At 71.2% G+C, this 20,904-nt stretch carries 14 protein-coding genes; 9 read left to right on the top strand and 5 right to left on the bottom strand.

The features are described 5' to 3' along the window. Positions 1–284 precede the first annotated feature (284 nt). Positions 285–4,682, bottom strand: coding sequence for an SCO7613 C-terminal domain-containing membrane protein (locus BC793_RS42310; protein ID WP_109602267.1), 4,398 nt, complete (start codon positions 4,680–4,682; stop codon positions 285–287). 154 nt (positions 4,683–4,836) lie between these two features. Between BC793_RS42310 and BC793_RS42305 the strand changes: the two genes are divergently transcribed. Beyond that, positions 4,837–6,435 carry an amidohydrolase gene (locus BC793_RS42305; protein WP_239170618.1) on the top strand — a complete coding sequence of 533 codons (1,599 nt, stop codon included), beginning with the start codon at positions 4,837–4,839 and terminating at the stop codon, positions 6,433–6,435. A gap of 115 nt (positions 6,436–6,550) precedes the next feature. On the opposite strand, the gene BC793_RS42300 is transcribed toward BC793_RS42305, so the two are convergent. Further along, on the bottom strand, positions 6,551–7,066 hold the full coding sequence (locus BC793_RS42300; RefSeq protein ID WP_158319540.1) for a MarR family winged helix-turn-helix transcriptional regulator: 516 nt from the start codon (positions 7,064–7,066) through the stop codon (positions 6,551–6,553). 58 nt (positions 7,067–7,124) lie between these two features. On the opposite strand from BC793_RS42300, the gene BC793_RS42295 reads away from it, so the two are divergent. The 5 genes from BC793_RS42295 to BC793_RS42275 all read left to right on the top strand — a co-directional run bounded on the left by BC793_RS42295 (position 7,125) and on the right by BC793_RS42275 (position 11,630). After that, positions 7,125–7,577, top strand: coding sequence for a nitroreductase/quinone reductase family protein (locus BC793_RS42295; protein ID WP_109602265.1), 453 nt, complete (start codon positions 7,125–7,127; stop codon positions 7,575–7,577). 27 nt (positions 7,578–7,604) lie between these two features. Beyond that, positions 7,605–8,462 (top strand): hypothetical protein, encoded by an 858-nt coding sequence (locus tag BC793_RS42290; protein ID WP_146246715.1) that lies wholly within the window; start codon positions 7,605–7,607, stop codon positions 8,460–8,462. A 353-nt stretch (positions 8,463–8,815) separates the two neighbouring features. Then, the gene (locus BC793_RS42285) at positions 8,816–9,691 is read left to right on the top strand and encodes a discoidin domain-containing protein (RefSeq protein ID WP_146246714.1); all 876 of its coding nucleotides are present in this window, start codon (positions 8,816–8,818) and stop codon (positions 9,689–9,691) included. Positions 9,692–10,040: 349 nt separating this feature from the next. Continuing rightward, a complete protein-coding gene (locus BC793_RS42280; RefSeq protein ID WP_239170619.1) occupies positions 10,041–10,919 on the top strand; it encodes a hypothetical protein in 879 nt (292 codons plus the stop codon). Between the two features lie 189 nt (positions 10,920–11,108). Continuing rightward, on the top strand, positions 11,109–11,630 hold the full coding sequence (locus BC793_RS42275; protein WP_109602261.1) for a GNAT family N-acetyltransferase: 522 nt from the start codon (positions 11,109–11,111) through the stop codon (positions 11,628–11,630). Positions 11,631–11,654: 24 nt separating this feature from the next. Here the strand turns inward: BC793_RS42275 and BC793_RS42270 are convergent, their stop codons facing one another. After that, positions 11,655–12,470 carry an SAM-dependent methyltransferase gene (locus tag BC793_RS42270; protein WP_239170620.1) on the bottom strand — a complete coding sequence of 272 codons (816 nt, stop codon included), beginning with the start codon at positions 12,468–12,470 and terminating at the stop codon, positions 11,655–11,657. A gap of 251 nt (positions 12,471–12,721) precedes the next feature. Here BC793_RS42270 and BC793_RS42265 point away from each other — a divergent pair, with 251 nt between their 5' ends. Next, positions 12,722–13,618 carry a dioxygenase family protein gene (locus tag BC793_RS42265; protein ID WP_239170621.1) on the top strand — a complete coding sequence of 299 codons (897 nt, stop codon included), beginning with the start codon at positions 12,722–12,724 and terminating at the stop codon, positions 13,616–13,618. Between the two features lie 31 nt (positions 13,619–13,649). On the opposite strand, the gene BC793_RS42260 is transcribed toward BC793_RS42265, so the two are convergent. Then, positions 13,650–14,591, bottom strand: coding sequence for an alpha/beta hydrolase (locus BC793_RS42260; protein WP_203896585.1), 942 nt, complete (start codon positions 14,589–14,591; stop codon positions 13,650–13,652). Between the two features lie 3 nt (positions 14,592–14,594). After that, on the bottom strand, positions 14,595–15,098 hold the full coding sequence (locus BC793_RS42255; protein ID WP_109602258.1) for a VOC family protein: 504 nt from the start codon (positions 15,096–15,098) through the stop codon (positions 14,595–14,597). Positions 15,099–15,391: 293 nt separating this feature from the next. On the opposite strand from BC793_RS42255, the gene BC793_RS42250 reads away from it, so the two are divergent. Beyond that, complete coding sequence (locus tag BC793_RS42250; protein WP_203896586.1) at positions 15,392–18,178, top strand: AbfB domain-containing protein; 2,787 nt, start codon at positions 15,392–15,394, stop codon at positions 18,176–18,178. Positions 18,179–18,420: 242 nt separating this feature from the next. Then, on the top strand, positions 18,421–20,889 hold the full coding sequence (locus BC793_RS42245; RefSeq protein WP_239170622.1) for a glycoside hydrolase family 94 protein: 2,469 nt from the start codon (positions 18,421–18,423) through the stop codon (positions 20,887–20,889). The last annotated feature ends 15 nt before the right edge of the window (positions 20,890–20,904 follow it).

Genomic DNA, 20,904 nt, shown 5'->3' with positions numbered 1-20,904 from the left:
CCGCCTTCAGCGCACGGTGGCCAGCGCACACAATCGCTGAATGTGGGCTTCCGCTTCGTCCTGGCACGGATAGGCGCACACGATTGACAGATCGTGGGCGTTCACCACGGTCAGGGCGATGACAGGGACGCACACAACGCTTGTGTGCGCCCCTGCCATCGCTCGCAGACCACTGACCCCGTGCGGTGCAGCCGATACCGCCCTCTCCGCGGGCGGTAACCACCACAACTCATCGCCATGGGCCGCCAGCCCTGGACCCGAGATCCCTCCAGACGTTGCGAGGGTCAGGCCATGCGGGCGACGGCCGCCCGGAGGCGGGCCACGTCCCGGCGGCGTTGTTCCATGGTGGTGGCGATGCCGACCAGGAGCAGACCGCCGACCGCGAGTGGCACCCAGCGGGGCAGCAGATCCCAGAACTGCACGAGTTCGTGCAGGGCGACGAGCAGCAGCGTTCCGCCGCCGGTGACGACCGGGGCCTGGAGGCGGGCCCGCGCACCGGCGAGTAGCACCACCAGCGCCCCCACGCCGAGCAGCAGCCGGCGCAGGTAGTGCGGTTCGTCGGCGGTGCTGTTCGCGATGACGGCGAGGGTCGGCAGGAACGCGGCGGCCAGCGCGGCGCCGTAGGCACTCCAGGACGGCAGTTCGGGCCGTCCACGACGGGCGAACCATCCGGCGACGACCGCCAGCGCGGCAGCCGGCAGGGTGTACACCTCGGTGGTCTCCACGTCCCGCGACGACAGCAGCAGCCACCAGCCCACCAGAGCCACCGATCCGGCGGCGACGGCGTACCCGAACCGCCCCCGCCGGGTCTCACCCGGCCGCAACGCCCGGACCGTGAGCACCAGCGCCCACAGCTTGCAGACCAGCGCCGCCCACCCGAGGCTCTCCGTGAGGAAGACCGCCACCAGCGCGGACGCGTGCCCGACGACGAGCGGCGCCCATGCCTCCCCCGGCCGGCGGGACGCCAGGACCCACTCCAGGGCGACGACCGAGGCCGCGGCGGCGAGGACGAGCAGCGGCGGTCCGGCGATCCCGAGGTCGGCGAGATCAGCGATCGTGTACGCGACGACGACCACCGAGACACCCCCGGCAAGCCAGCCCGCGACCCGGTCGGACTCCGCCCGAGCGAATACCCCGCCGGCCAGTCCCGCCCCGAGAACCAGGACGAACGCGGCGATCGTCGCCCCGTGCCCCGCTGTCGACCCGGCCACCCCGGCAGCGGCCAGTGCACCGAACAGCACCGTCAGGAGACTGCCCACCGTGTGCCGTGCCGGAGCCAGCGCGACTCCGAGCAGCCCGGCCAGCCCGGTGATCAGTCCCGCGATCGGCACCGCCGGCCACGCCGCCCCGCCCGCCGCGAAAACCAACGGCACGAGCACCGCGACAAACGGCGCCGCCGCACACGCGGCGATCACATCAGCCGAAATCGGAACCCCGGCCGGGCCGCCATCCGAGCCCGGAATCCCGATCGGGTCGCCGTCCGAGCCCGGAACCCGGGTCGGCCCACCAGCCGAGCCCGGAACCCGAGCCGGTCCACCAGCCGAGAACGGAACCCGAGCCGGTCCACCGCCCGAGCCCGCGGCTCCGGCTGACTCGCTCCGCCGACCACCGGCGGAGCCGGCACCCGCGCGATCCGACTCAGCACTGAAGGCCTCCGGCGACGAGCCGCCGGGAAGGGGTCCCTCGAAAGCCGCGTCGCCCGGGGCTGCACCGCCCGGGGCTGCACCGCCCGGGGCTGCACCGCTCTGGGCTGCACCGCCCTGGGCTGCGGCGCCGGAGACCGCAGCGCCAGAAGTCGCTCCGCCCGGGGTTGCCCCGCCAGAAGTCGCTCCGCCTGGGGTTGCACCGCCAGAAGTTGCACCGCCCGGGCTCGCGTTGCCCGGAGCTGCACCACCCCGGGCCGCGCCGCCAGAAGTCGCGCCGGGATATCCCGGCGCAGCGTGGCCGGCGACCGGCCCGCCGGGTGCGGAGTGGAGGGTCGCGGAGTCCGAAGTGGTGCTCCCGGCGGGCCGGGAGACCAGGACGAGGGAGCCCGAGCGGACGAGGAGCCGGCTACCGGCCGAGGCCGCGAACCCGGCGGCCGTAAGGGCGAGCAGAGACGACCAGGCAACCGGCGACTGCTGCGGTGCGATGCCCGACCAGACGTTCCGGAGGGCGGCCCACGGTTCGAGGAGTACGACGGCCAGGTCCACGGTGGTGAGCGCGAGCAGCGCCAGCCCCGGCAGGACGGCCGCGAGGGCCCCGGCCGCGGACCGGGCGGCGGGGATCGGCAGTAGCGCGACGATCAGCAGGAGCGCCGCCGCCGAGTACAGCACAGCCGGGTCGTCACCGGCTGCCGCCCACATCGGCGCGAAGCCCGTCACGACGAGAGCGACCCCGAGCGACTGCGGACCATAGCCGGGAAGCCACCGGTGGACCGCATGCGCCACGAGGCAGAGCAGCACCGCTGTACCGAGCAGAACCCGGACCCGTCCGGTGACCGGCACGTCCGCGGCGAACAGGGTCAGCCACACCGCCGCGGGTCCGGCGAAAAGTCCCGCGACGAGCGCCCCGGCACCCACATCGACACCGCGGGGAGCGTTGCGCAGCCCGAGAGCGGCACCCACCCCGAGCACAGTGATGACCCCGAGGACCGCGGCGATGACCTCGGCGTTCCCGAACCCGGTGACTACCGCATGCATGCCCCCGACCAGGCAGAACGTAATCCGGTAGCCGGTGTCCCGCAGCGTCTGGGCACGAGCGGCGAGCCCCAGCGCGACCGCGGCGATGACCAGCCCGGCGACCGTAGCCGTCCACCAGGCCAGCCCGAAGGCCGCCGGAACGATCAACCCCACCACGGCGAGAGCGGTCAGGCCCAGGTTCGTGTGGGTCCGGCGGGGAAGCATGAGCGCGTACGCGAGAGCGGTCACGACCGCGGCGACGACCAGATCGGGTCCCGGCCCGGCGACGGCCCGTTCCAGCGGCGCACCGAAGACGGGCCGTGCCGCTTCCGTGCTGCGAATGGCCCCCGCCACCGCAGCCGACAAGACGGTGACGGCCGGAGCCACCCCGACCAGAAGCGCACCGACCCAGGCCCCGAACCCGGCCTCACCGGACACCCACCGTCGCAGCCAAGCAACGCCTGCCGCGTCCCCCCAGGAGCCGCCGCCTCCGGAGGAGCGGACGCCACCGGAGGAAGCGGCGAGGCCGGAGGAAGCGGCGAGGCCGGAGGAAGCGGCGAGGCCGGCGGAAGCGGCGAGGCCGGAGGAAGCGGCGAGGCCGGAGGAAGCGGCGAGGCCGGCGGATGAGGTGGCGGAGGCCGACGAGGCCTCCGAGGCCGCTGGGGTGGCAGTGGCGGAGGAGGAAGCCAGCGCGGTGGCGTCGGAAGAAACGGTGGATGCCGCCACAGAGCCGGTGGTGGGAGCGAAGAAGGGCGAAGCGGCCGACTCGGTCGGCGGCGGGCCGGGGATCGTGGAGATGGGCCGGGCGGGCGGCGCCCACATGGCGGTCGAAGCGAGGAGCGGCCGGGCCCGGGGAAGGGCGGCGGTCACCGCGGCGAGGACGAGGGCGACCACGGCGAGCCGCCCGGCCGCCCAGTCGGAGCCTTGGGCGCCGATGGGCAGGGTCCAGGCCCAGCGGGTGGCCGCGAAGCCGGCGGCGACGACGAGCAGCCCCGCGGCGAACGCCTGGGCAACCGGCCGCCGGGCCAGGATCGACCAGGTCAGCAGAAGGATCGGCGGCAGGAGCAGGGCCGTCCCGGCGACCGCGGCCGGCCCCGGCCGGGTGGCCACGACGACGTCGCTGAGGGCGATGAGTGTGCCTACGGCACCGGCGAGGACAGCGCAGAGGTACGCGAGCACCCCGATCCCGTCAGCCTTGAAGCGGGCCGTCCGGAAACGCAGGACGGCGAGGTCGAGGGCCGCGACTGCGGTGAACGCCAGTGACCAGCCGGTGAGGTCGGCACCGCCGGCGGCGGCCAGGAGCGGGAACACCGGCTGGCTCATGAACAGCGCGGCGATCCGTGGCCCGCGGAGTCTCGTCACGGACGCGTAGCCGAGGGCGAGGACCGCGGTGACGGCGAGGACCGTGGCCACGTACCCCCAGGGGTCGTAACGCCGCACCCACAGGAAGTCGACGGCCCACGCCGCGTAGCCGTCGAGAAGGATCATGAGCAGGCCGACGGCGGCGAGGGTTTCCGCGGCGGCTGTGAGGCCGCGCCGGACGGCGAACGGCGGCACCGCGAGGACCGCGACGGTGGCGCCGGCGAGCAGCAGCGCCCGTCCGGTGACGCCGACCTGCGCCCACGCGACGGCGGTGAAGACGGCGGCCGCGACGACGAGGAGCAGCCCACCGAGGGTGAACAGGACGTTCTGCACGGTCAGGGTGCTGAGGCGGGGCTCGACCGGCGCGGGTGGGACGACAACGGCAGGGGCTGGAACCGGTGCGGGAGCGGGGGCGGGGCTGCGCCGGTCGACGACCCGCGCGGCGATCTGGTTGCGGGTGGCGCGCGTGTCGTGCAGCCGCCGGTCGAGGGCGGTGGCGTGGGCGCGGGCGTCGTGGAGCTGCCGGGTGAGGTCGGCGATCTCCCGGTCCAGGCGGATTACTTCGGCGGCGTCGGCGTCGGGGCCGGCACCGCAGCCGGGGCAACCGTCCGGGAGGGTCGCGGTGGCGCCGCATCGAGGGCAGGGGTACGAGGTGGTCACGGCCGTCCCGGGAGAGGTGAGCTGGGAAGGACAGCTTGGCGCATCGACGCAAGCCCGGGCGGGACATTCCTCCGCGGTGAGCGCGGGCGGTGAACCCGGTTCCGCCCGCGCCGGTAGTAGAGGACGAGACCCGCCGCACGGAGGAGGCCCACGCGTGAGCGCCGCCGACCTGATTCTGATGGCCGACCGGATCCACACTCTGTCCGGTGACCGGGCCCCGACCGCTGTCGCGACGGCCGGCGGCGTGATCACCGCGCTCGGCGATCGGGCCGACGCCCGGGACTGGCGCGGCCCGCACACCGAGGTGCTCGACCTGGGGGACGCCACGATCACCCCGGGCCTGGTGGACGGGCACTTCCACCCGGTGATGGGGATCGGCCTCACCCGTGGTGTGGATCTGTCGTCCGTCCGTACCGTCGAGGGGCTGAAGGCTGCCCTGCGCTCCGCGGACGTGGCGCCGGGCGGTTGGCTGGAGGGCTGGGGTCTCGATCCGAACGCCTTCGCGGGTGCCCCGATCACCCATGCGCCGCTGGTCGAGGCGGTCGGCCCGGACGTCCCGGTGTTCCTGCTGCTCTTCGACGCGCATGCGGCGCTGGTCAGCCCGAGGGCCCTGGCGATGGCCGGTGTCGACGGGCCGCGGACGTTCATGTCCGGCGCGAGTGTGGTCTGCGACGCCGGCGGTACGCCGACCGGGCACCTGCTCGAACCGGAGGCCCTCGATCTGGTCCGCACCCTGCTGCCGGACGACGCCCCGGCCGAGCGCCGGGCCCGCCTGACCGATCTGCTGCGGCGGATGGCGGCGTGCGGGCTGACCGCGGCGAACGCGATGGATTTCGAAGCGGATTCCCTCGACCTGTTCCGGGCCCTGGAGGACGAGGGGGAGTTGCCGGTCCGCTGGCGGTTCGCGCCGTTCGTGATGCCCGGAACCGGCCGGGACGGCCTGGACGCGGTGCTCGCCCAGCAGCGTCTCGCCGGCCGGCGCTGGCGGGTGGAGGGCGCCAAGTTCATGATCGACGGGACGATCGACGGCGGCACCGCCTGGCTCGACGAGCCGGACACGCACGGTGAATCGACCGCCTGCTTCTGGCCGGACCCGCGCGACTACAGGTCCGCCGCGGCGTTCCTGGCCGGGCACGGTGTCCCGCTGGTCACGCACGCCATCGGCGACGCCGGGATCCGGTACGTGCTCGACACCTACGCGGAGGTGCCCGCCACCCCGGTTCCGCACCGGGTGGAACATCTGGAGACGATGCCGTCGGAGCTGATCGGGCGGTTCGCCGCGCTGAACGTGACGGCCGGCATGCAGCCCACCCACTGCACCGGTTACATCCGGGCCGACCACAGCGACAACTGGTCGACCCGGCTCGGCAAACGCCGTGCCGACCGCGCGTTCCGGGCCCGTGACCTGCGCGATCAGGGGGCCCGTCTGGCGCTCGGCTCGGACTGGCCGATCGCGCCGTTCGACCCGCGCGCGATCCTGGCCGCGGCCCGCCTGCGCCGGCCGGCGGGGGAGCCGGGTGTCGAGGCGGTGCTGCCGGAGCAGGCCCTCACCGCCCGGATGGCCCTGGAGGGCTACACCAGCGAGGCGGCCGCGGCGGCGGGACAGGCCGGCCGGTCCGGCCGTCTCGTGCCCGGTCACCGCGCCGACCTGACGGTCTTCGGTCTCGATCCGCTGGCCGCCGACCCGGACGAGTTCGCCGAGTCCCCGATCGCCCTCACCGTCGTCGACGGCCGGATCGCCCACCGGGCGTAGTGGCCCGCCGCCCGGTGGATGCCGGCGCCCGACTTCGACCGCACCACGTGCCGGCCGACGGTCACACGCCGGGTTCCCGGGCAGTGTTTCTGACGCACCACGTGCCGGCCGACGGTCACACGCCGGGGTCCCGGGCAGTGTTTCTGATCCGGGCCGCCTGCGCGATCTGCATCGCCCGGCCCCGCTCGAGAAAACCGGTGACCAGGCGCAACTCCTCGGTGGTGTATCGGGTGAGCAGCCGGTGCCCGGCCTCGCCGATCGGACCGTAGAGCCGGTCGATCACCTCGGCGGTCTCCGGGGTGACGGTGACGACGGCACGGCGACGGTCGTCCGGATCGGTGTCGCGGCGCAGGTGACCGGCTGCGACCAGCCGCTGGATGGCCGCCGTGGTGGCTGCCGGGCTGAGCCGGGCGGCTTCGGCCACAGCACCCGCGGTCATCGTCCCGGCCGCGTCGACCAGCCCGAGGATCCGCAGGTCGGTGCGGTTGACGGCGAGTACCTCGGCGACCGCCTCGTCGACCTCGTCGGTGGCCGACCCGAAGGCCGCGGCGGCGTCGGCGGCGGCTGCCAGGGGAGTCTGCTCGCCGGACGGCCGGACGGCACGTCGGCCGAACACGGATTGTTTCGACACTCGAAGGAATATACCGTACCGTGGACATAATGCTTCGATCATCGAAAGGATTGCCGTGATGGCCACTGCGCTGCGATTGCCCCGCTGGCTGCCCGCCGTCAACCGGGTGGTCCGGGTCCTCAGTCGGCTCGGGTTGCGACTGGGCACCGTCCACGTGCTCACCGTTCCGGGCCGGCGCTCCGGCACGCCCCGTCCCACGCCGGTCTCCCCGCTGATCGTCGAGGGCCGCCGCTACCTGGTGGCCGGGCTCCCCGACGGGGACTGGGCCAGGAACGTGCGCGCGGCGGGACGGGGTGATCTCGCCTCCGGGCGCCGGCGGGAGCACGTCCGGCTCACCGAGATCACCGACGGGGGAACGCGGCGTGCCGTGATGCGGGCGTTTCCCGCCGAGGTGCCCCACGGAGTGCCGTTCTTCGTGCGGATCGGGCTGGTCGCCACCGGCGGTGCGGACGAGTTCGAGGCCGCTGCCGACCGGGTGGCCGTCTTCGAAATCGTCACTATTACGTCCTAACGTACAAATGATATCTAGCCTGTAAGAATGGCTCTCATAACACATAGAACATTCAAGTTCCCTGCCGTCCTCGCCGTTTCCGCGGGACTCGGCCTGTCCTCGATCGCCGGCCTGCCCGCTCCGGCGAGCGCCGTGGCTCCGGTGATCGCGGGTGTGCCCGAGCCGCCGGACCGGCAGGAACAGCTGGAGAAGGCGCTCATCACCGGGAAGGATGTGCCTGCCGGGTACATCAAGCAGGACGAGGAGGGCTTCGCCGAGATCCTGGCAGCGATGCTCACCTCGGAGGAGCTGAGCGGCAATCCCTGCGAGGCCGCCGACGACGTCTCGGCGCTGACCGCCACCGGTCCGGCGATCCCGACGGATGAGCCGGTTCCCACCGTCCCGCCCGCGGACGTACCGGGCCCGTCCGCGCCGGAGCCGGTCAAGGCCAGCCCGCCCCCGCCGCCGGTGACCGAGCCCGACTTCGACGACGTCCCGCCGACGGCCGGAGTCGCCTTCACGCACGAGAAGACCGGCGCCGTCATCGTCGAGGCGCTGTCCGCGGTCGGCGAGGACGAGGCCCTGCAGCTGGTCGACCATGTTCAGGAGGTCCTGGAGGACTGCCCGCTGATCGAGGTCGAGGGCGCCAAGATCATGACGCAGCCGCTGGCCTGGAATCCGCAGCTCGGCGACGAGTCGATCACCGGGATCGTGACCCTGGACGCCCGGTTCTTCGGCATCGACATCTCGGCGCGGGTGACGTTCGCGCAGGTCGCCTACCGCGATGTCGCCCTGACCGTGGGCCTGGTCGGCGCGAACGACCCGAAGGACCGCGAACTCAAGAAGATCACCCGGGCCGCCGTGCGCAAGCTCGTCACGACGTCCGGCGTTTCCACCGTGCATTGATTCAAGTCGTTCCGCGCACCTGCCCACGAGGAGGAGACCGATCGGGTAGGTGATCAAGTTCCGAGACGGGCACCCCTTGCCGCGCGATCACCGCCGGCTCAGGGTGCCCGTCCCGCTCTCCGCCGGCATCCTGGCCGCACTGGAAGGTAGCCGTACAAAAACCCTCGGTGACCTGCGGCAATGCCGCCGCGACACGCGAATGTGATCGCTCTCACTTTCCCGACGTTGACGCCCTGCACCACGCCCTGCCGCCACTTCACGACAGTCTCGATCGCATCGCCCGGCGCCGATTCTGCGCCAAGATACTGCGCGGCGGCCGCGGGGCCGCCGGCATGCGAGCGGGAGGAATCCGCGTGGACGGGCGTGACGGCGGGCAGCCGCTGGATCCGGCGACCGGGGAGCGGCGCCGGCCCTCACGGGCGGACAGCCTGCGGCTCACCCGCATGCCACAGATTCCGCGTGCCGCGCCGCCTCCCGGCCAGGGCGGTGGTCCGGCCGGTCCGCCGGCTCCCGCCCGGCCCGTTTCGCCACCCGAGGCGGTACGCCCGAAGCGCCCCACCGCACGCCGCCGGGCCTGGATCGTCGCCGGGGCCGTGCTGCTGCTCGCGGTACCGATCGCCCTGGCCGCCGTCCACCGCACCCGGGAGCGGCCCCCCGCCGCGGCAGCCGCGCCCGTCCCCATGGAGTCCACAGCGGAGCCGGAGACTGCCGCCCCGTCAGCGTCGCCACCGGCGATCCCGCCGATCACCGGCGTCGCGTCCTCCGCACCGGTCACACCGTCGGCGAGCGTTCCGGCGTCCGGCGTGCCCAGCGCGAAACCCGGCGTGACGGGTAGGGCGAACCCCTCCGGGGCGAACCTCGCGCTACAGGGCACGGCGAGTGCATCCGGCTCCGAGGGGGACCCGTGGAAGCCCGCCAACGCCATCGACGGCGATCCGTCGAGTCGCTGGTCGAGCGGCTTCTCCGACACCCAGTGGTTCCGTGTCGACCTGGGCCGGAACTGGCAGATCTCCGAGATCGTCCTGGTGTGGGAGCACGCCTACGCCACCGCCTACCGGGTGGAGACGTCCCGTGACGGCAAGACCTGGAAGCGCGTCTACTCGACGACCACCGGCACCGGCGGCACGGTGAAGATCAACGAAACGGGCGTCGCACGGCACGTCCGGATGTACGGCGTCAAGCGGGTCAGCACCTACGGATACTCACTGCTGGAACTCGAGGTCCGCTGACCCCGGGCAACGACAGCCGGGCACCTCCTCACCGGTTCCCAGACCGGGCCGGGATCTCCGTCGCGCTCCACCGTAGCGCGGGAACGATCGTCCGGCACCTGTCACCGTACGTAGTGGACACTCGGTTCCGTCACACTCCCACCCTGCGTGACCATCGATCGATCCCCCCGTGGTGGGGTTCCGGAATATTTTTTCGAGCACTTCCCGCACGTACCGTGAGCTGCGCTTTTGATGCTCCTTTCCGGGGTCGTAACGGATCCTTTCGGACGAGGGCGTTGAACCTCTCGGCGGCCGCCGCCCGTATGGCCCCCCAACCGACGGCATGGATGTTCAACGACGAGGAGTGATTATGAGGGCGCGCTCGTACCGACGTGACAACCCGGACAACCGGCGGAAGACGATCGGCGCGGTGGTGATCGCCGGAGTGCTCGTGGTCAGCGGCGTGGCCGGTGTCCAGTTCGCGAACGCCAGCACCGAGAAGAAACCCGAGGCGGCGGCCGCGGGCGTGATCTCGGTGAACGGCGAACAGTTCGACATCTCGCAGTGCACCGAGCTTCAGGTCGACGGCGCCAACGTGATCTGCAACGGCGAGGAACTGGCCCCGGTCGAGCAGCAGGCTCCCGGCGAGGCTGCCGGGGACGCGGCCGTCGCCCTCGAAACGGCGTGCGACACGTTCGCCGCCGACGCGGCCGCGGCCGCCGGTGAGGCCGGAGCCGAGGACGCCGCCGAAGCCGCCGAGCAGGCCGCCGAGAACCCGGCCGCCGCCAAGGCCGAGAACCGGGCTCTCGCCAAGAAGTACGCCAAGGTCCTGAAGGCCGCGAAGAAGGAAGCCGCCGGCAAGAACGCGAAGGGTAAGGACAAGAAGGGCGCCGAGGCGGGTGCCGCCGAGGAGCAGGGCGCCGCTGAAGAGGGTGCGGCCGAGGAAGGCGCGGCCGGCGAGCAGGGCGCTGCCGAGCAGGGTGCCGCCGACCAGGCCGCCGCTGCGGGTGTCGCCGTCACCTCCGCCCAGCAGGCGTTTCTGCAGTCCTGCCTGGCCCTGGCCGACGCCAAGGCGGTAGCCGCTGCCGCCGGTGCCGGTGACGCGGGCGCCGAGGACCAGGGTGCCGCCGAAGAGGGCGCTGCCGAGGAGGGTGCCGCTGACGAGGGTGCCGCCGAGGAGGGCGCCGCGGGCGAGCAGGGTGCCGCCGAGGAGGCCGCCGGACAGCCGGCGACCACCAAGCGCCGCTGACCCTGCGATGACGTGACGGTGGTGCGGGCGACGAGGCGGAGCCCGTACCACCGTCACTTTCGGCATTTCCGCCCCCCGCGGCCGGCTGACCCGGATCGTCCGTGACCGGGCCGCGCGACCGGCGGCGGCCCTCCACTTCGGATCCGCCGGCCGGTGCTCGTGCCGTCGGTGCGCCGCTATCGTTGCGGGATGCCGGTTCGTCATGCGGTGCCCGGGGATGCCGCCGCGCTTGCGGTGGTGCACGTCCGCACGTGGCAGGCGGCCTACGCCGGGCTGATCCGGCAGGACCATCTGGATTCGCTCGATCCGGCCCAGCGTGAACCCGGATGGCGGCGGTGGCTGACCGGCCTGCGGCCACCCGCCGCCATTCTGATCTGGGGCGACGGTGTCACCCCGGACGGGTTCGTGGCCGTCCAGCCGAGCCGTGACCCCGACGCGGACCCGGCGGTGACCGGCGAGATCACCGCGATCTACCTGCTACCGGCCCATCAGGGGTCGGGCGCCGGGCGGGAGCTGATGACGGCGGCCGTGGACCATCTGACGTCGGCCGGCTTCCGGCGGGCGACGCTGTGGGTACTGACGACCAACGCCCGGGCCCGGCGGTTCTACGAGGCGGCGGGCTGGTCTGCGGACGGTGCGTCGAAGGTGGACACGTCGCACGGGTTCCCGTTGGAGGAGGTGCGCTATGGCCGTACCCTCGACGGGTCTTGAGGATCTGATCTTCGAAGCCGCCGGTCAGGGCTTGCGGCCGACCGCTCCGTAGATCGCGACCTGATCGGCCGGTGGTCGCTGGTGGGCCGGAACTTCCGGGAGCCACTCCGAGACCGGGACGATGCCGGGGCCGATCAGGCCGAGACCGGTGAAGAACTCGGCGAACTCGGCGCGGGTGCGCGGGTGCGCGTCGGAGCGACCCTGGGCGATCATCTGGCGGGCGACCGCGGCCGCCTCCGGGTCGCTGAAGTCGAGGGTGAAGTTCGACGCGGCCAGGTAACTGCCGGACGGCAGGGCGGCGAGCAACTCCCGGACGGCCGCGCGGGCCTGCGCATGGTCGGCGATGAAGTGCAGCACCGCGATCAGGACCAGCGCCACCGGCCGGTCCAGGTCGAGGGTCTCCTTGAGCTGCGGGTGACCCAGGATCGCCCGCGGATCACGCAGATCGGCCTCCAGATACCGGGTGGCCCCCTCCGGACTGCTCGTGAGCAGCGCGCGGGCGTGCACACTGACCATCGGATCGTTGTCGACGTAGACCACCCGGGCGTGCGGGACCCGGCGCTGGACCACCTCGTGGGTGTTCTCGGCCGTCGGCAGGCCGGTGCCGATGTCGAGGAACTGGTCGACCCGTGCCTCCTCGGCCAGGAAACGCACCGCCCGTTGGAGGAACGAGCGATTCTCCCGGGCCGCGAGCCGCACCGAGGGGTGGGCCCGCTCGATCATGTCGCCGGATTCCCGGTCGGCGGCGAAATTGTCCTTGCCGCCCAGCCAGTAGTTGTAGCGGCGAGCCGGATGCGCCGTCGACGTGTCCAGCCCCGCCGGCACCGTCTCGTCCACCACGGGTGCCCCCTGATCCGTGTCGATGTCCAGCGACTTTACCGCGGATCCACATAGGAGCGGTGAAATCTTCCGGAAACTTTCGCGTTGGACCCCGGCTGCATCCGGCTCAATGTGCCGGTATCCCCGAAGTTCGACATGCATCGATCATCACAGGCATCGTCGAAGCGGCCGGCTGACACACACAGCCGGTCCATAGCCTCCGGTGCTTGCATGATGGCGTGACACCCACCGGCCGGCACATCGGAGGAACCGTGACTGCACAGCACCATCCGGCTTATCAGGGGCGTCCACTCCCCAACCCGGACGAGGAGATCTTCGACCAGGGTCTCGGGTTCGACCTGGGCACCCTGATGGGCCGGCGGCAGCTCCTGCGGGCCTTCGGCATCGGCACGGCGGCACTCGGCCTGGCCGCCTGCACCTCCCCGTCCTCGCCGACCGGATCGTCCGGCTCCACCGCCTCGCCGGCCTCGTCCGGCTCCTCCGCCCCCTCGGGTGCCTCAGGCTCGCCGGTCGCGCCGGCGGAGATCCCGGACGAGACGGCCGGGCCGTACCCCGGCGACGGCTCCAACGGTCCCGACGTCCTCGAACAGAGCGGCATCATCCGCAGCGACATCCGCTCCAGCTTCGGCGACGCCAGTGGCATCGCCGAAGGTGTGCCGATGACCCTCGAGCTGTCGATCAAGGACCTCGCCGACGGTGGTGCCGCGTTCGCCGGAGCCGCCGTCTACATCTGGCACTGCGACCGGGCCGGCCTCTACTCGATGTACTCCGGCGGCGTCACCGAGGAGAACTACCTGCGAGGCGTCCAGATCGCCGACTCGGCCGGGAAGGTGAGGTTCACCAGCATCTTCCCGGCCTGCTACCCCGGGCGGTGGCCACACATCCACTTCGAGGTGTACCCCGGCGAGGCCGCCATCACGGACTCCACCAAGGCCGTCGCCACCTCGCAGGTCGCCATCCCGAAGGAATACTGCGACGCGGTCTACCGGGAGAAGGGCTACGAGGCGTCGATCACCACCCTGGCCCGGCTGACTCTCGAGAGCGACATGATCTTCGGCGACGATGCGGGCGCCAAGCAGTTGGCCACCGTCACCGGTGACGTGAGCAGGGGATACGCGTTGTCGCTCAGCGTCGGCGTGAACCCCTGAACGTCTCCGGCTGCCGGGGCCGCCCCACGCGTCATCCGGTGAAGCCGGACAGCCACTGTCGCCCGGCGTGCATGAAGTCGCGACTGGTCGTCGTATCCGGCGCCCACGCCTCGAAGCCGTGCGGTGCGCCGGGAACGGCGTGGAAGGTGGCCGGCACGCCGGCGGCGCGCAACCGCTCCGCGTATGCCCGGTCCTCGTCGTGGAACAGGTCGACGTCTCCGACGCCGATCCACGCCGGTGGCAGCCCGGTCAGGTCATCGCGGCGGGCCGGCACCGCATGAGCGGGGGGTTCTTCCGTACCGGTCGCGCCCGGTTCGGACCCGAGGTAGGCGCCCCACCCGTACCTGTTGTGCCGGTTGTTCCAGACCCGGTGGCCTATCTCGTCCAGGTCGCGGCGTGCCGCCGTGCGGTCGTCGAGCATCGGGCAGAACAGCCACTGTGCGATCGGCTGCACGCCGTCTTCGTCGTGCAGCCGCTGCGCCAGCGCCGCCGCCAGGCCGCCGCCGGCACTCTGGCCACCGACGATCACCCGGCCCGGATCGACACCCAGCCGTGCGGCGTTGCGCAACAGCCAGGTCCAGGCCCGATGACAGTCGTCCAGTGGCGTCGGAAACGGGAACTCGGGCGCCAGGCGGTAGTCGGCCGCCACCACGACGATGCCCAACTCGGCAGCGGTGCCGCCGCAGAACCGGTCATCCTGCCTGGCCGCGCCGAGAACCAGGCCACCACCGTGAATCCAGAGCAGCGCGGCCCGCGAACGGGCCTGCTCCGGCCGGTGGACCCGGACTCCGGGCGCTCCGGGAATGGCCTGCTCGGTCACCACGCCGGGGGAGGTGACCGACCGCATCAGAGGCAGTGCGAGCCGGGTCAACCGCCGGAACCACGCGGACTCCAGCGGCATGGTCGGCATACGCCGCACCGGCCCACGCAGGTCCGGCGCGATCCGCGACAGTTCCATCCTCCGGCTCGACATGGGTCAGAGGACCTTGGTGCCGTACATCTCGCCGAGGGGGTCGGCTATCAGTTCGATCCGGGCGCCGTCCGGGTCCTGGAAGTAGACGGAGACGTCGCTGTGGACCGCATGGTCGACGGACGCGGCGGTGAGACGCTGGACGATCTCCGCCCATCGGGAGGGCTCCACGGAGATGGCCAGGTGGTGCAGGCCGCCGAGGACCTCGGCGTAGGGGCCCAGGTCCAGACCGGGTAGGTCGAAGAAGGCGAGGAGGTTGCCGTTGCCGATGTCGAAGAAGAAGTGCGACGAACCGGGGTAGTCGCGGTTCTCGATCAGTTCGGTGAGCGGAAACCCGAGGAGGTCCTGGTAGAAGCGGACCGTCTGCTCCACGTCGCTGCTGATCAGGGCGGTGTGGTGAAGGCCCCGGGCGGTGGATGGTGGCCGTTCGGCCGGCGGGCGCAGGTGTTCCTCACGGATGCGGTGGCGGGTCGCCTCGAACGCGGCGAGGTCGGTAGGAGAGTCACCCATTCCTGGATCTTGCCCTGTGGCGTACCGGTCTCTCCCGGCAACTCCCGACTTGAGCGGCACGCGGCAATAACGACCACTGTGCTGGTTCCGGAAATCGTTCGGAACCTTGACAGAGGATTGGCGGCGATGGATGAATGTGTTCAACCCTGTGTGAGCCCGTTCGGTCTTGCGGGGTTCCGGTTGTCCTCCCGGTTCTGTTCGTCCGCTCTCAGCCTCCGTTGTCCGGCATGTCCGCCGTGACCAGGCGGTTCATGTTCGCGGAACTCGGTGTGCCCGTTCCCCTGAGGAGTCCGATGCGCCGATTCGTCGCCCGTACCTCCGTGGTGCTCGCCATGGCCGCCACCGGCCTGGTCGGTGCCGCCGCGCCCGCGGCGGCCGTCGTTCCGAAGACACCGCCGCTCACCACGCCCTGGACCAGCCAGGTCTCCACCACCAACCCGCTGCCGGAGTATCCGCGGCCGCAGATGACCCGGCCGGACTGGCAGTCACTGAACGGCGAGTGGCAGTTCCTCAACCCCGCGACCGACCCGGCCGGCAACGTCAACCGCAACGCGGCCCCGCCGATCGGGCAGACGCTGCCGGAACGGATTCTCGTGCCGTATCCGGTCGAGTCGGCGCTGTCCGGGATCATGCGCAACGACAACCGTGACCTGATGTTCTACCGGCGGACCTTCACTGTGCCGGCGGGCTGGGCGGGCCGTCGGGTGCAACTGCACTTCGGCGCGGTCGACTACGAGGCCACCGTGTGGGTCAACGGTGTGCAGGTGACCACGCACAAGGGCGGCTACGACCGGTTCGAGGTGGACGTCACGCCGCAGCTCAACGGCGGTACCAATGAGATCGTGGTCCGGGTCTACGACCCCACGAACGGGCGTGGCGAGGAGCAGCCGTCCGGTAAGCAGGTCGACAACCCGAGCGGGATCTTCTACACGCCGACGTCGGGGATCTGGCAGACCGTCTGGCTGGAGCCGACCCCGGTCTCGTCGGTCTACTCGGTCGACATCTATCCGAACATCACGGCCAACACCGTACGGGTGCGCGTCTTCACCCGGGGGAACGTCACCGGGCACAGCGTCTTCGCCGAGTCCCTCGCCGGAACCACGGTCGTGGGCAGCGCCACCGGTGGATTCACCGACTTCACCGTGCCGGTGCCGAACGCCCGGCGGTGGTCGCCCGACGATCCGTATCTCTACCACCTGCGGGTCAGCCTGCGGAACGCGAGCGGGGCGACCGTCGACCAGGTGACCAGCTACTTCGGTATGCGCGAGGTCGGCACCAGGCTGGTCAACGGGGTGCTCCGGCCCACGGTGAACGGTGAGTTCGTCTTCCAGGCCGGCACCCTCGATCAGGGCTTCTGGCCGGACGGGTTGTACACGGCTCCGACCGACGCGGCACTCGCCTTCGACCTGCAGAAACACAAGGACCTGGGCTTCAACATGGTGCGCAAGCACATCAAGGTGGAGCCCGCCCGGTGGTATTACCACGCCGACCGGCTCGGCCTGCTGGTCTGGCAGGACATCCCGTCCGGCGGAGACGACACCAAATCCGCCGCACAGATCGCGCAGTTCGAGACCGAGGCCCGGGAGATCGTCGACGAGCACCGCTTCTCGCCCGCGGTCATCACCTATGTGCCGTTCAACGAGGGGTGGGGCGAGTGGAACCTCGCCGAGACCCAGCGGGTCACCCGAAATCTGGAGAACTACGACCCGACCCGGCTGATGAACGCGCATTCCGGCTTCAACTGCTGTGCCTCCAAGGGCGACCCGGGCACCGGGGACATGATCGACTGGCACGTCTACACCGGACCGGACGCACCGTCGCCGTCGTCCACGCGGGTGTCCATCCTCGGCGAGTTCGGTGGGCTCGGCCTGCGGACGCCGGGGCACGAGTACAGCCCCAACGGACAGTTCTTCGCCTACGAGCAGATGTCGAGCAACGCTCAGCTCAACGACCGGTTCACCGGCATGATCCGAGATTCGGAGCGGCTGATGACCGGCAAGGGTCTCTCCGGCTTCGTCTACACCGAGATCACCGACGTCGAAGGTGAGTACAACGGGCTGTTCACCTACGACCGTCAGGTGCAGAAGGTGGACACCAACCAGGTCCGGGCCGCCCTGACGAGCCTGATCCGGGCCTCGAAGAACCAGAACTCGGCGACGCCGCTGACCCTCGGGCACGTACGGTCCTTCCAGGTCACCACGGCCGGCTACACCGATCGGCATCTGCGGCATGCGAACTCGGTGGCCCGGACCGATGTGATCAGTGGTGACGGGGCTCGGCAGGACGCGTCGTTCCGTACCGTCGCCGGGCTGTCGGACCCTCGGTGCTACTCGTTCGAGTCGGTCAACGTCCCCGGCCGGTACCTGCGGCACGCCGACAGCCTGGTGCGCGTCGACGCGGACACCGGTGGGTCGTTCGCCGCGGACGCCACCTGGTGCGGCCGGCCGGGACTGGCGGCCGGTGGGATCTCGTTCGAGTCGGCCAACCTGCCCGGGCGCTACCTGCGGCACGCCGGTGGCCTGGTCCGCATCGACGCCGACACCGGTGGCACGTTCGCGGCGGACGCGACCTGGAACGTGGCTAACCCGGCGCTGTGGCGCAGTGCGGTGCTGCTCCCATTCGACGTGCGCCGGTCGCTTCAGGTCACCACCTGGGGATACACCGACCGGTACCTGCGGCACGCGGACAGCCTCGGCGGGACCGAGGTGGTGAATTCCGGCAGCAGCGCCCTGCTCAAGGGCGACGCCACCTTCACGCTGCGCCGTGGGCTGGCCGATGCGTCGTGCTACACGTTCGAGTCGGTGAACGTTCCGGGGCAGTATCTGCGGCACGCCGCCAGCCGCATCCGGTTGGCAGCCAACGACGGGTCGGCGCTGTTCGCGGCCGACGCCACGTTCTGCGCCCGGCCGGGGCTGGGCGGGGCCGGTGTGACCTTCGAGTCGATCAACTTCCCGGGCCGGTTCCTCAGGCACTACGACTCCCAGGCCTGGATCGCCTCCGGCACCGGATCCGGATTCGAACGTCCGCTGACGCTGAGCGCCGACAGCAGTTGGACCGTCGCCAGCCCCTGGAGCGCGTAGCCGCACCCGTTCCCGGAACGGCCGTCCGAGACTTGCTCGGGCGGCCGTTCCGGCTTCCGCCCGGCAGCGGATGGGGCGAAACGGCAGGGGAGGGCGGCTGCGGTGGGCGGGAAGTCCGGCCCGTACCGAATAAGAAGGGAAGGATCTTTTCGGACTGGTCCCATGGAGGTATCGAAGCGGTAAAATGAGCGACCATGGGAGCGCTCCCAACGCTGCTCTCTGTCACCCGGCGAGTCCGTGGGGTGGCTCCGACGGCAATGGGGGAGGACCTGTTGCGCTACGGGCATTTCGACGATGAGCAGCGCGAGTACGTCATCGAACGGCCGGACACGCCACTGCCGTGGATCAATTACCTCGGCACGGACGCCTACTTCGGGATCGTGTCCAACACCGCGGGTGGCTACTCGTTCTACCGTGACGCCCGTCTGCGGCGGCTGACCCGTTACCGCTACAACAACGCGCCGCTCGATGTGGGCGGCCGTTACGTCTACGTGCGCGACGACGTCAGCGGCGACTACTGGTCGCCGTCCTGGCAGCCGACCCCGGAACGGGAAGTGGACGACTACGAGTGCCGGCACGGGCTGTCGTACACGAAGATCGGCTCGTCCCGCCGGGGCATCCGGGCGGAGACGCTGTATTTCGCGCCGCTGGGCGAGACGCTGGAGGTCTGGCGGGTCCGGGTCACCAACGACCGGACCGATCATGCCGAGTTGTCGCTGTTCTCGTCGGTCGAGTTCTGCCTGTGGGACGCGCAGGACGACGCCACGAACTATCAGCGTAATTTCAGCACCGGCCAGGTCGAGGTCGTCGACGGGGTGATCTACCACAAGACGGAGTACCGGGAGCGCCGCGACCACTTCGCCTACTTCGCCTGCTCCGAGCCGCTCGCCGGGTTCGACACGCAGCGTGAGGCGTTTCTGGGTGCCTACCGGGGCTGGGATCGGCCGGTCGCGGTGGAGACCGGTCTGTCGAAGAACTCGGTCGCGCACGGCTGGCAGCCGATCGGCAGCCACCACGTGCGACTCCGGCTCGCGCCGGGGGAGACCCGTGAGGTCGTCTTCGTCCTCGGCTACGCCGAGAATCCGAAGGACGACAAGTTCGACCCGCCGGGCTCGCAGACGATCAACAAGACCCGGGTGAAGCCGGTCATCTCCCGGTGGCTGCGGCCCGAGGTCGTCGATCAGGGGTACGCCGACCTGCGCGCCTACTGGGACGGACTGCTGAACGGTCTCCAGGTGACCACGCCGGACGGTGACACGAACCGCATGGTGAACGTGTGGAACGCCTACCAGTGCGTGGTGACGTTCAACATGAGCCGGTCGACGTCGTTCTACGAGTCCGGCATCGGCCGTGGCATGGGCTTCCGTGACTCGAACCAGGATCTGCTCGGGTTCGTGCACATGATCCCGGAACGGGCCCGCGAGCGGATCCTGGACATCGCCGCCACGCAGAAGGAGGACGGCGGCGCCTACCACCAGTACCAGCCGCTGACGAAACGCGGTAACAACGACATCGGCGACGGCTTCAACGACGACCCGCTGTGGCTGATCCTGGGCGTGGCGGCCTACGTGAAGGAGACCGGCGACCACACGTTCCTGGACGAGCCGGTGCCGTTCGACAACGTGCCGGGCAGCGAGGTTCCGCTCTACGAGCACCTGCGCCGCTCGCTGCGGTACACACTGGACCGGCTGGGCCCGCACGGTCTGCCGCTGATCGGCCGCGCCGACTGGAACGACTGCCTGAACCTGAACTGTTTCTCCGACACTCCGGGCGAGCCGTTCCAGACCACCGAGAACGCGTCCGGCGGGGTCGCCGAGTCGGTGTTCATCGCCGGTCTGTTCGTGCTGGCGGCCAAGGAACTGGCGGTGATCGCCGGACTGCGCGGCCAGGACGGCGAAGAGGTCGTCTACCGGGCGGCGGCCGAGAAGATGGCCGGCACGATCACCGAGCACGGGTGGGACGGGGCCTGGTTCCGCCGGGCGTACGACTTCCACGGCACCGTGATCGGCTCGGGCGAGAACGACGAGGGCCAGATCTTCATCGAGCCGCAGGGCATGTGCGTGCTCGGCGGGGTGGGCCTGGAGGACGGGCTGGCCGTGAAGGCGCTGGACAGCGTGGCCGAGCGGCTGGCCACACCGCACGGGATCGTGCTCCAGCAGCCGGCCTACTCCAGCTACCGCATCGAGCTGGGCGAGATCTCGTCGTACCCGCCGGGATACAAGGAGAACGCCGGCATCTTCTGCCACACCAACCCGTGGATCATGATCGCCGAGGCGATGGTGGGCAACGGGGACCGGGCTTTCGACTACTACCAGCGGCTCAACCCGTCGGCCCGCGAGGACATCAGCGAGACGCACCGCTGCGAGCCGTACGTCTACGCCCAGATGATCGCCGGCCGGGACGCGCCTACCCACGGCGAGGCCAAGAACTCGTGGCTGACCGGCACCGCCGCCTGGAACTACGTGGCCATCAGCCAGTGGATCCTGGGTGTCCGCCCGGACTTCGGCGGTCTGCGGGTCGACCCGGTGCTGCCGGCCGGCTGGCCGGGGTTCACCGCGACCCGCGGGTTCCGTGGCGCCACCTACGAGATCAGCGTGACCGGCAGTGGCCGGGTCACGCATCTGCTGGTCGACGGTGAGCGTGTGGAGGGCACCCTGGTCCCGCCGGCTGAACCGGGCGCGGTGGTCCGGGTGGAGGCGGTACTGGGCTGATTCCACACGCCGGAC

It is taken from the genome of Actinoplanes xinjiangensis (genome assembly GCF_003148685.1).
GTDB classification, from domain to species: domain Bacteria; phylum Actinomycetota; class Actinomycetes; order Mycobacteriales; family Micromonosporaceae; genus Actinoplanes; species Actinoplanes xinjiangensis.
Note: the sequence above shows the minus strand (reverse complement) of the source record. Positions and strands in the feature narration are given on the sequence as shown.

Coding starts and splice junctions, on each gene's coding strand:
- BC793_RS42290 (WP_146246715.1), top strand. CDS start 7,605: ATGGCTCTCATAACACATAGAACATTCAAGTTCCCTGCCGTCCTCGCC.
- BC793_RS42250 (WP_203896586.1), top strand. CDS start 15,392: ATGCGCCGATTCGTCGCCCGTACCTCCGTGGTGCTCGCCATGGCCGCC.
- BC793_RS42275 (WP_109602261.1), top strand. CDS start 11,109: ATGCCGGTTCGTCATGCGGTGCCCGGGGATGCCGCCGCGCTTGCGGTG.
- BC793_RS42255 (WP_109602258.1), bottom strand. CDS start 15,098: ATGGGTGACTCTCCTACCGACCTCGCCGCGTTCGAGGCGACCCGCCAC.
- BC793_RS42295 (WP_109602265.1), top strand. CDS start 7,125: ATGGCCACTGCGCTGCGATTGCCCCGCTGGCTGCCCGCCGTCAACCGG.
- BC793_RS42260 (WP_203896585.1), bottom strand. CDS start 14,591: ATGTCGAGCCGGAGGATGGAACTGTCGCGGATCGCGCCGGACCTGCGT.
- BC793_RS42280 (WP_239170619.1), top strand. CDS start 10,041: ATGAGGGCGCGCTCGTACCGACGTGACAACCCGGACAACCGGCGGAAG.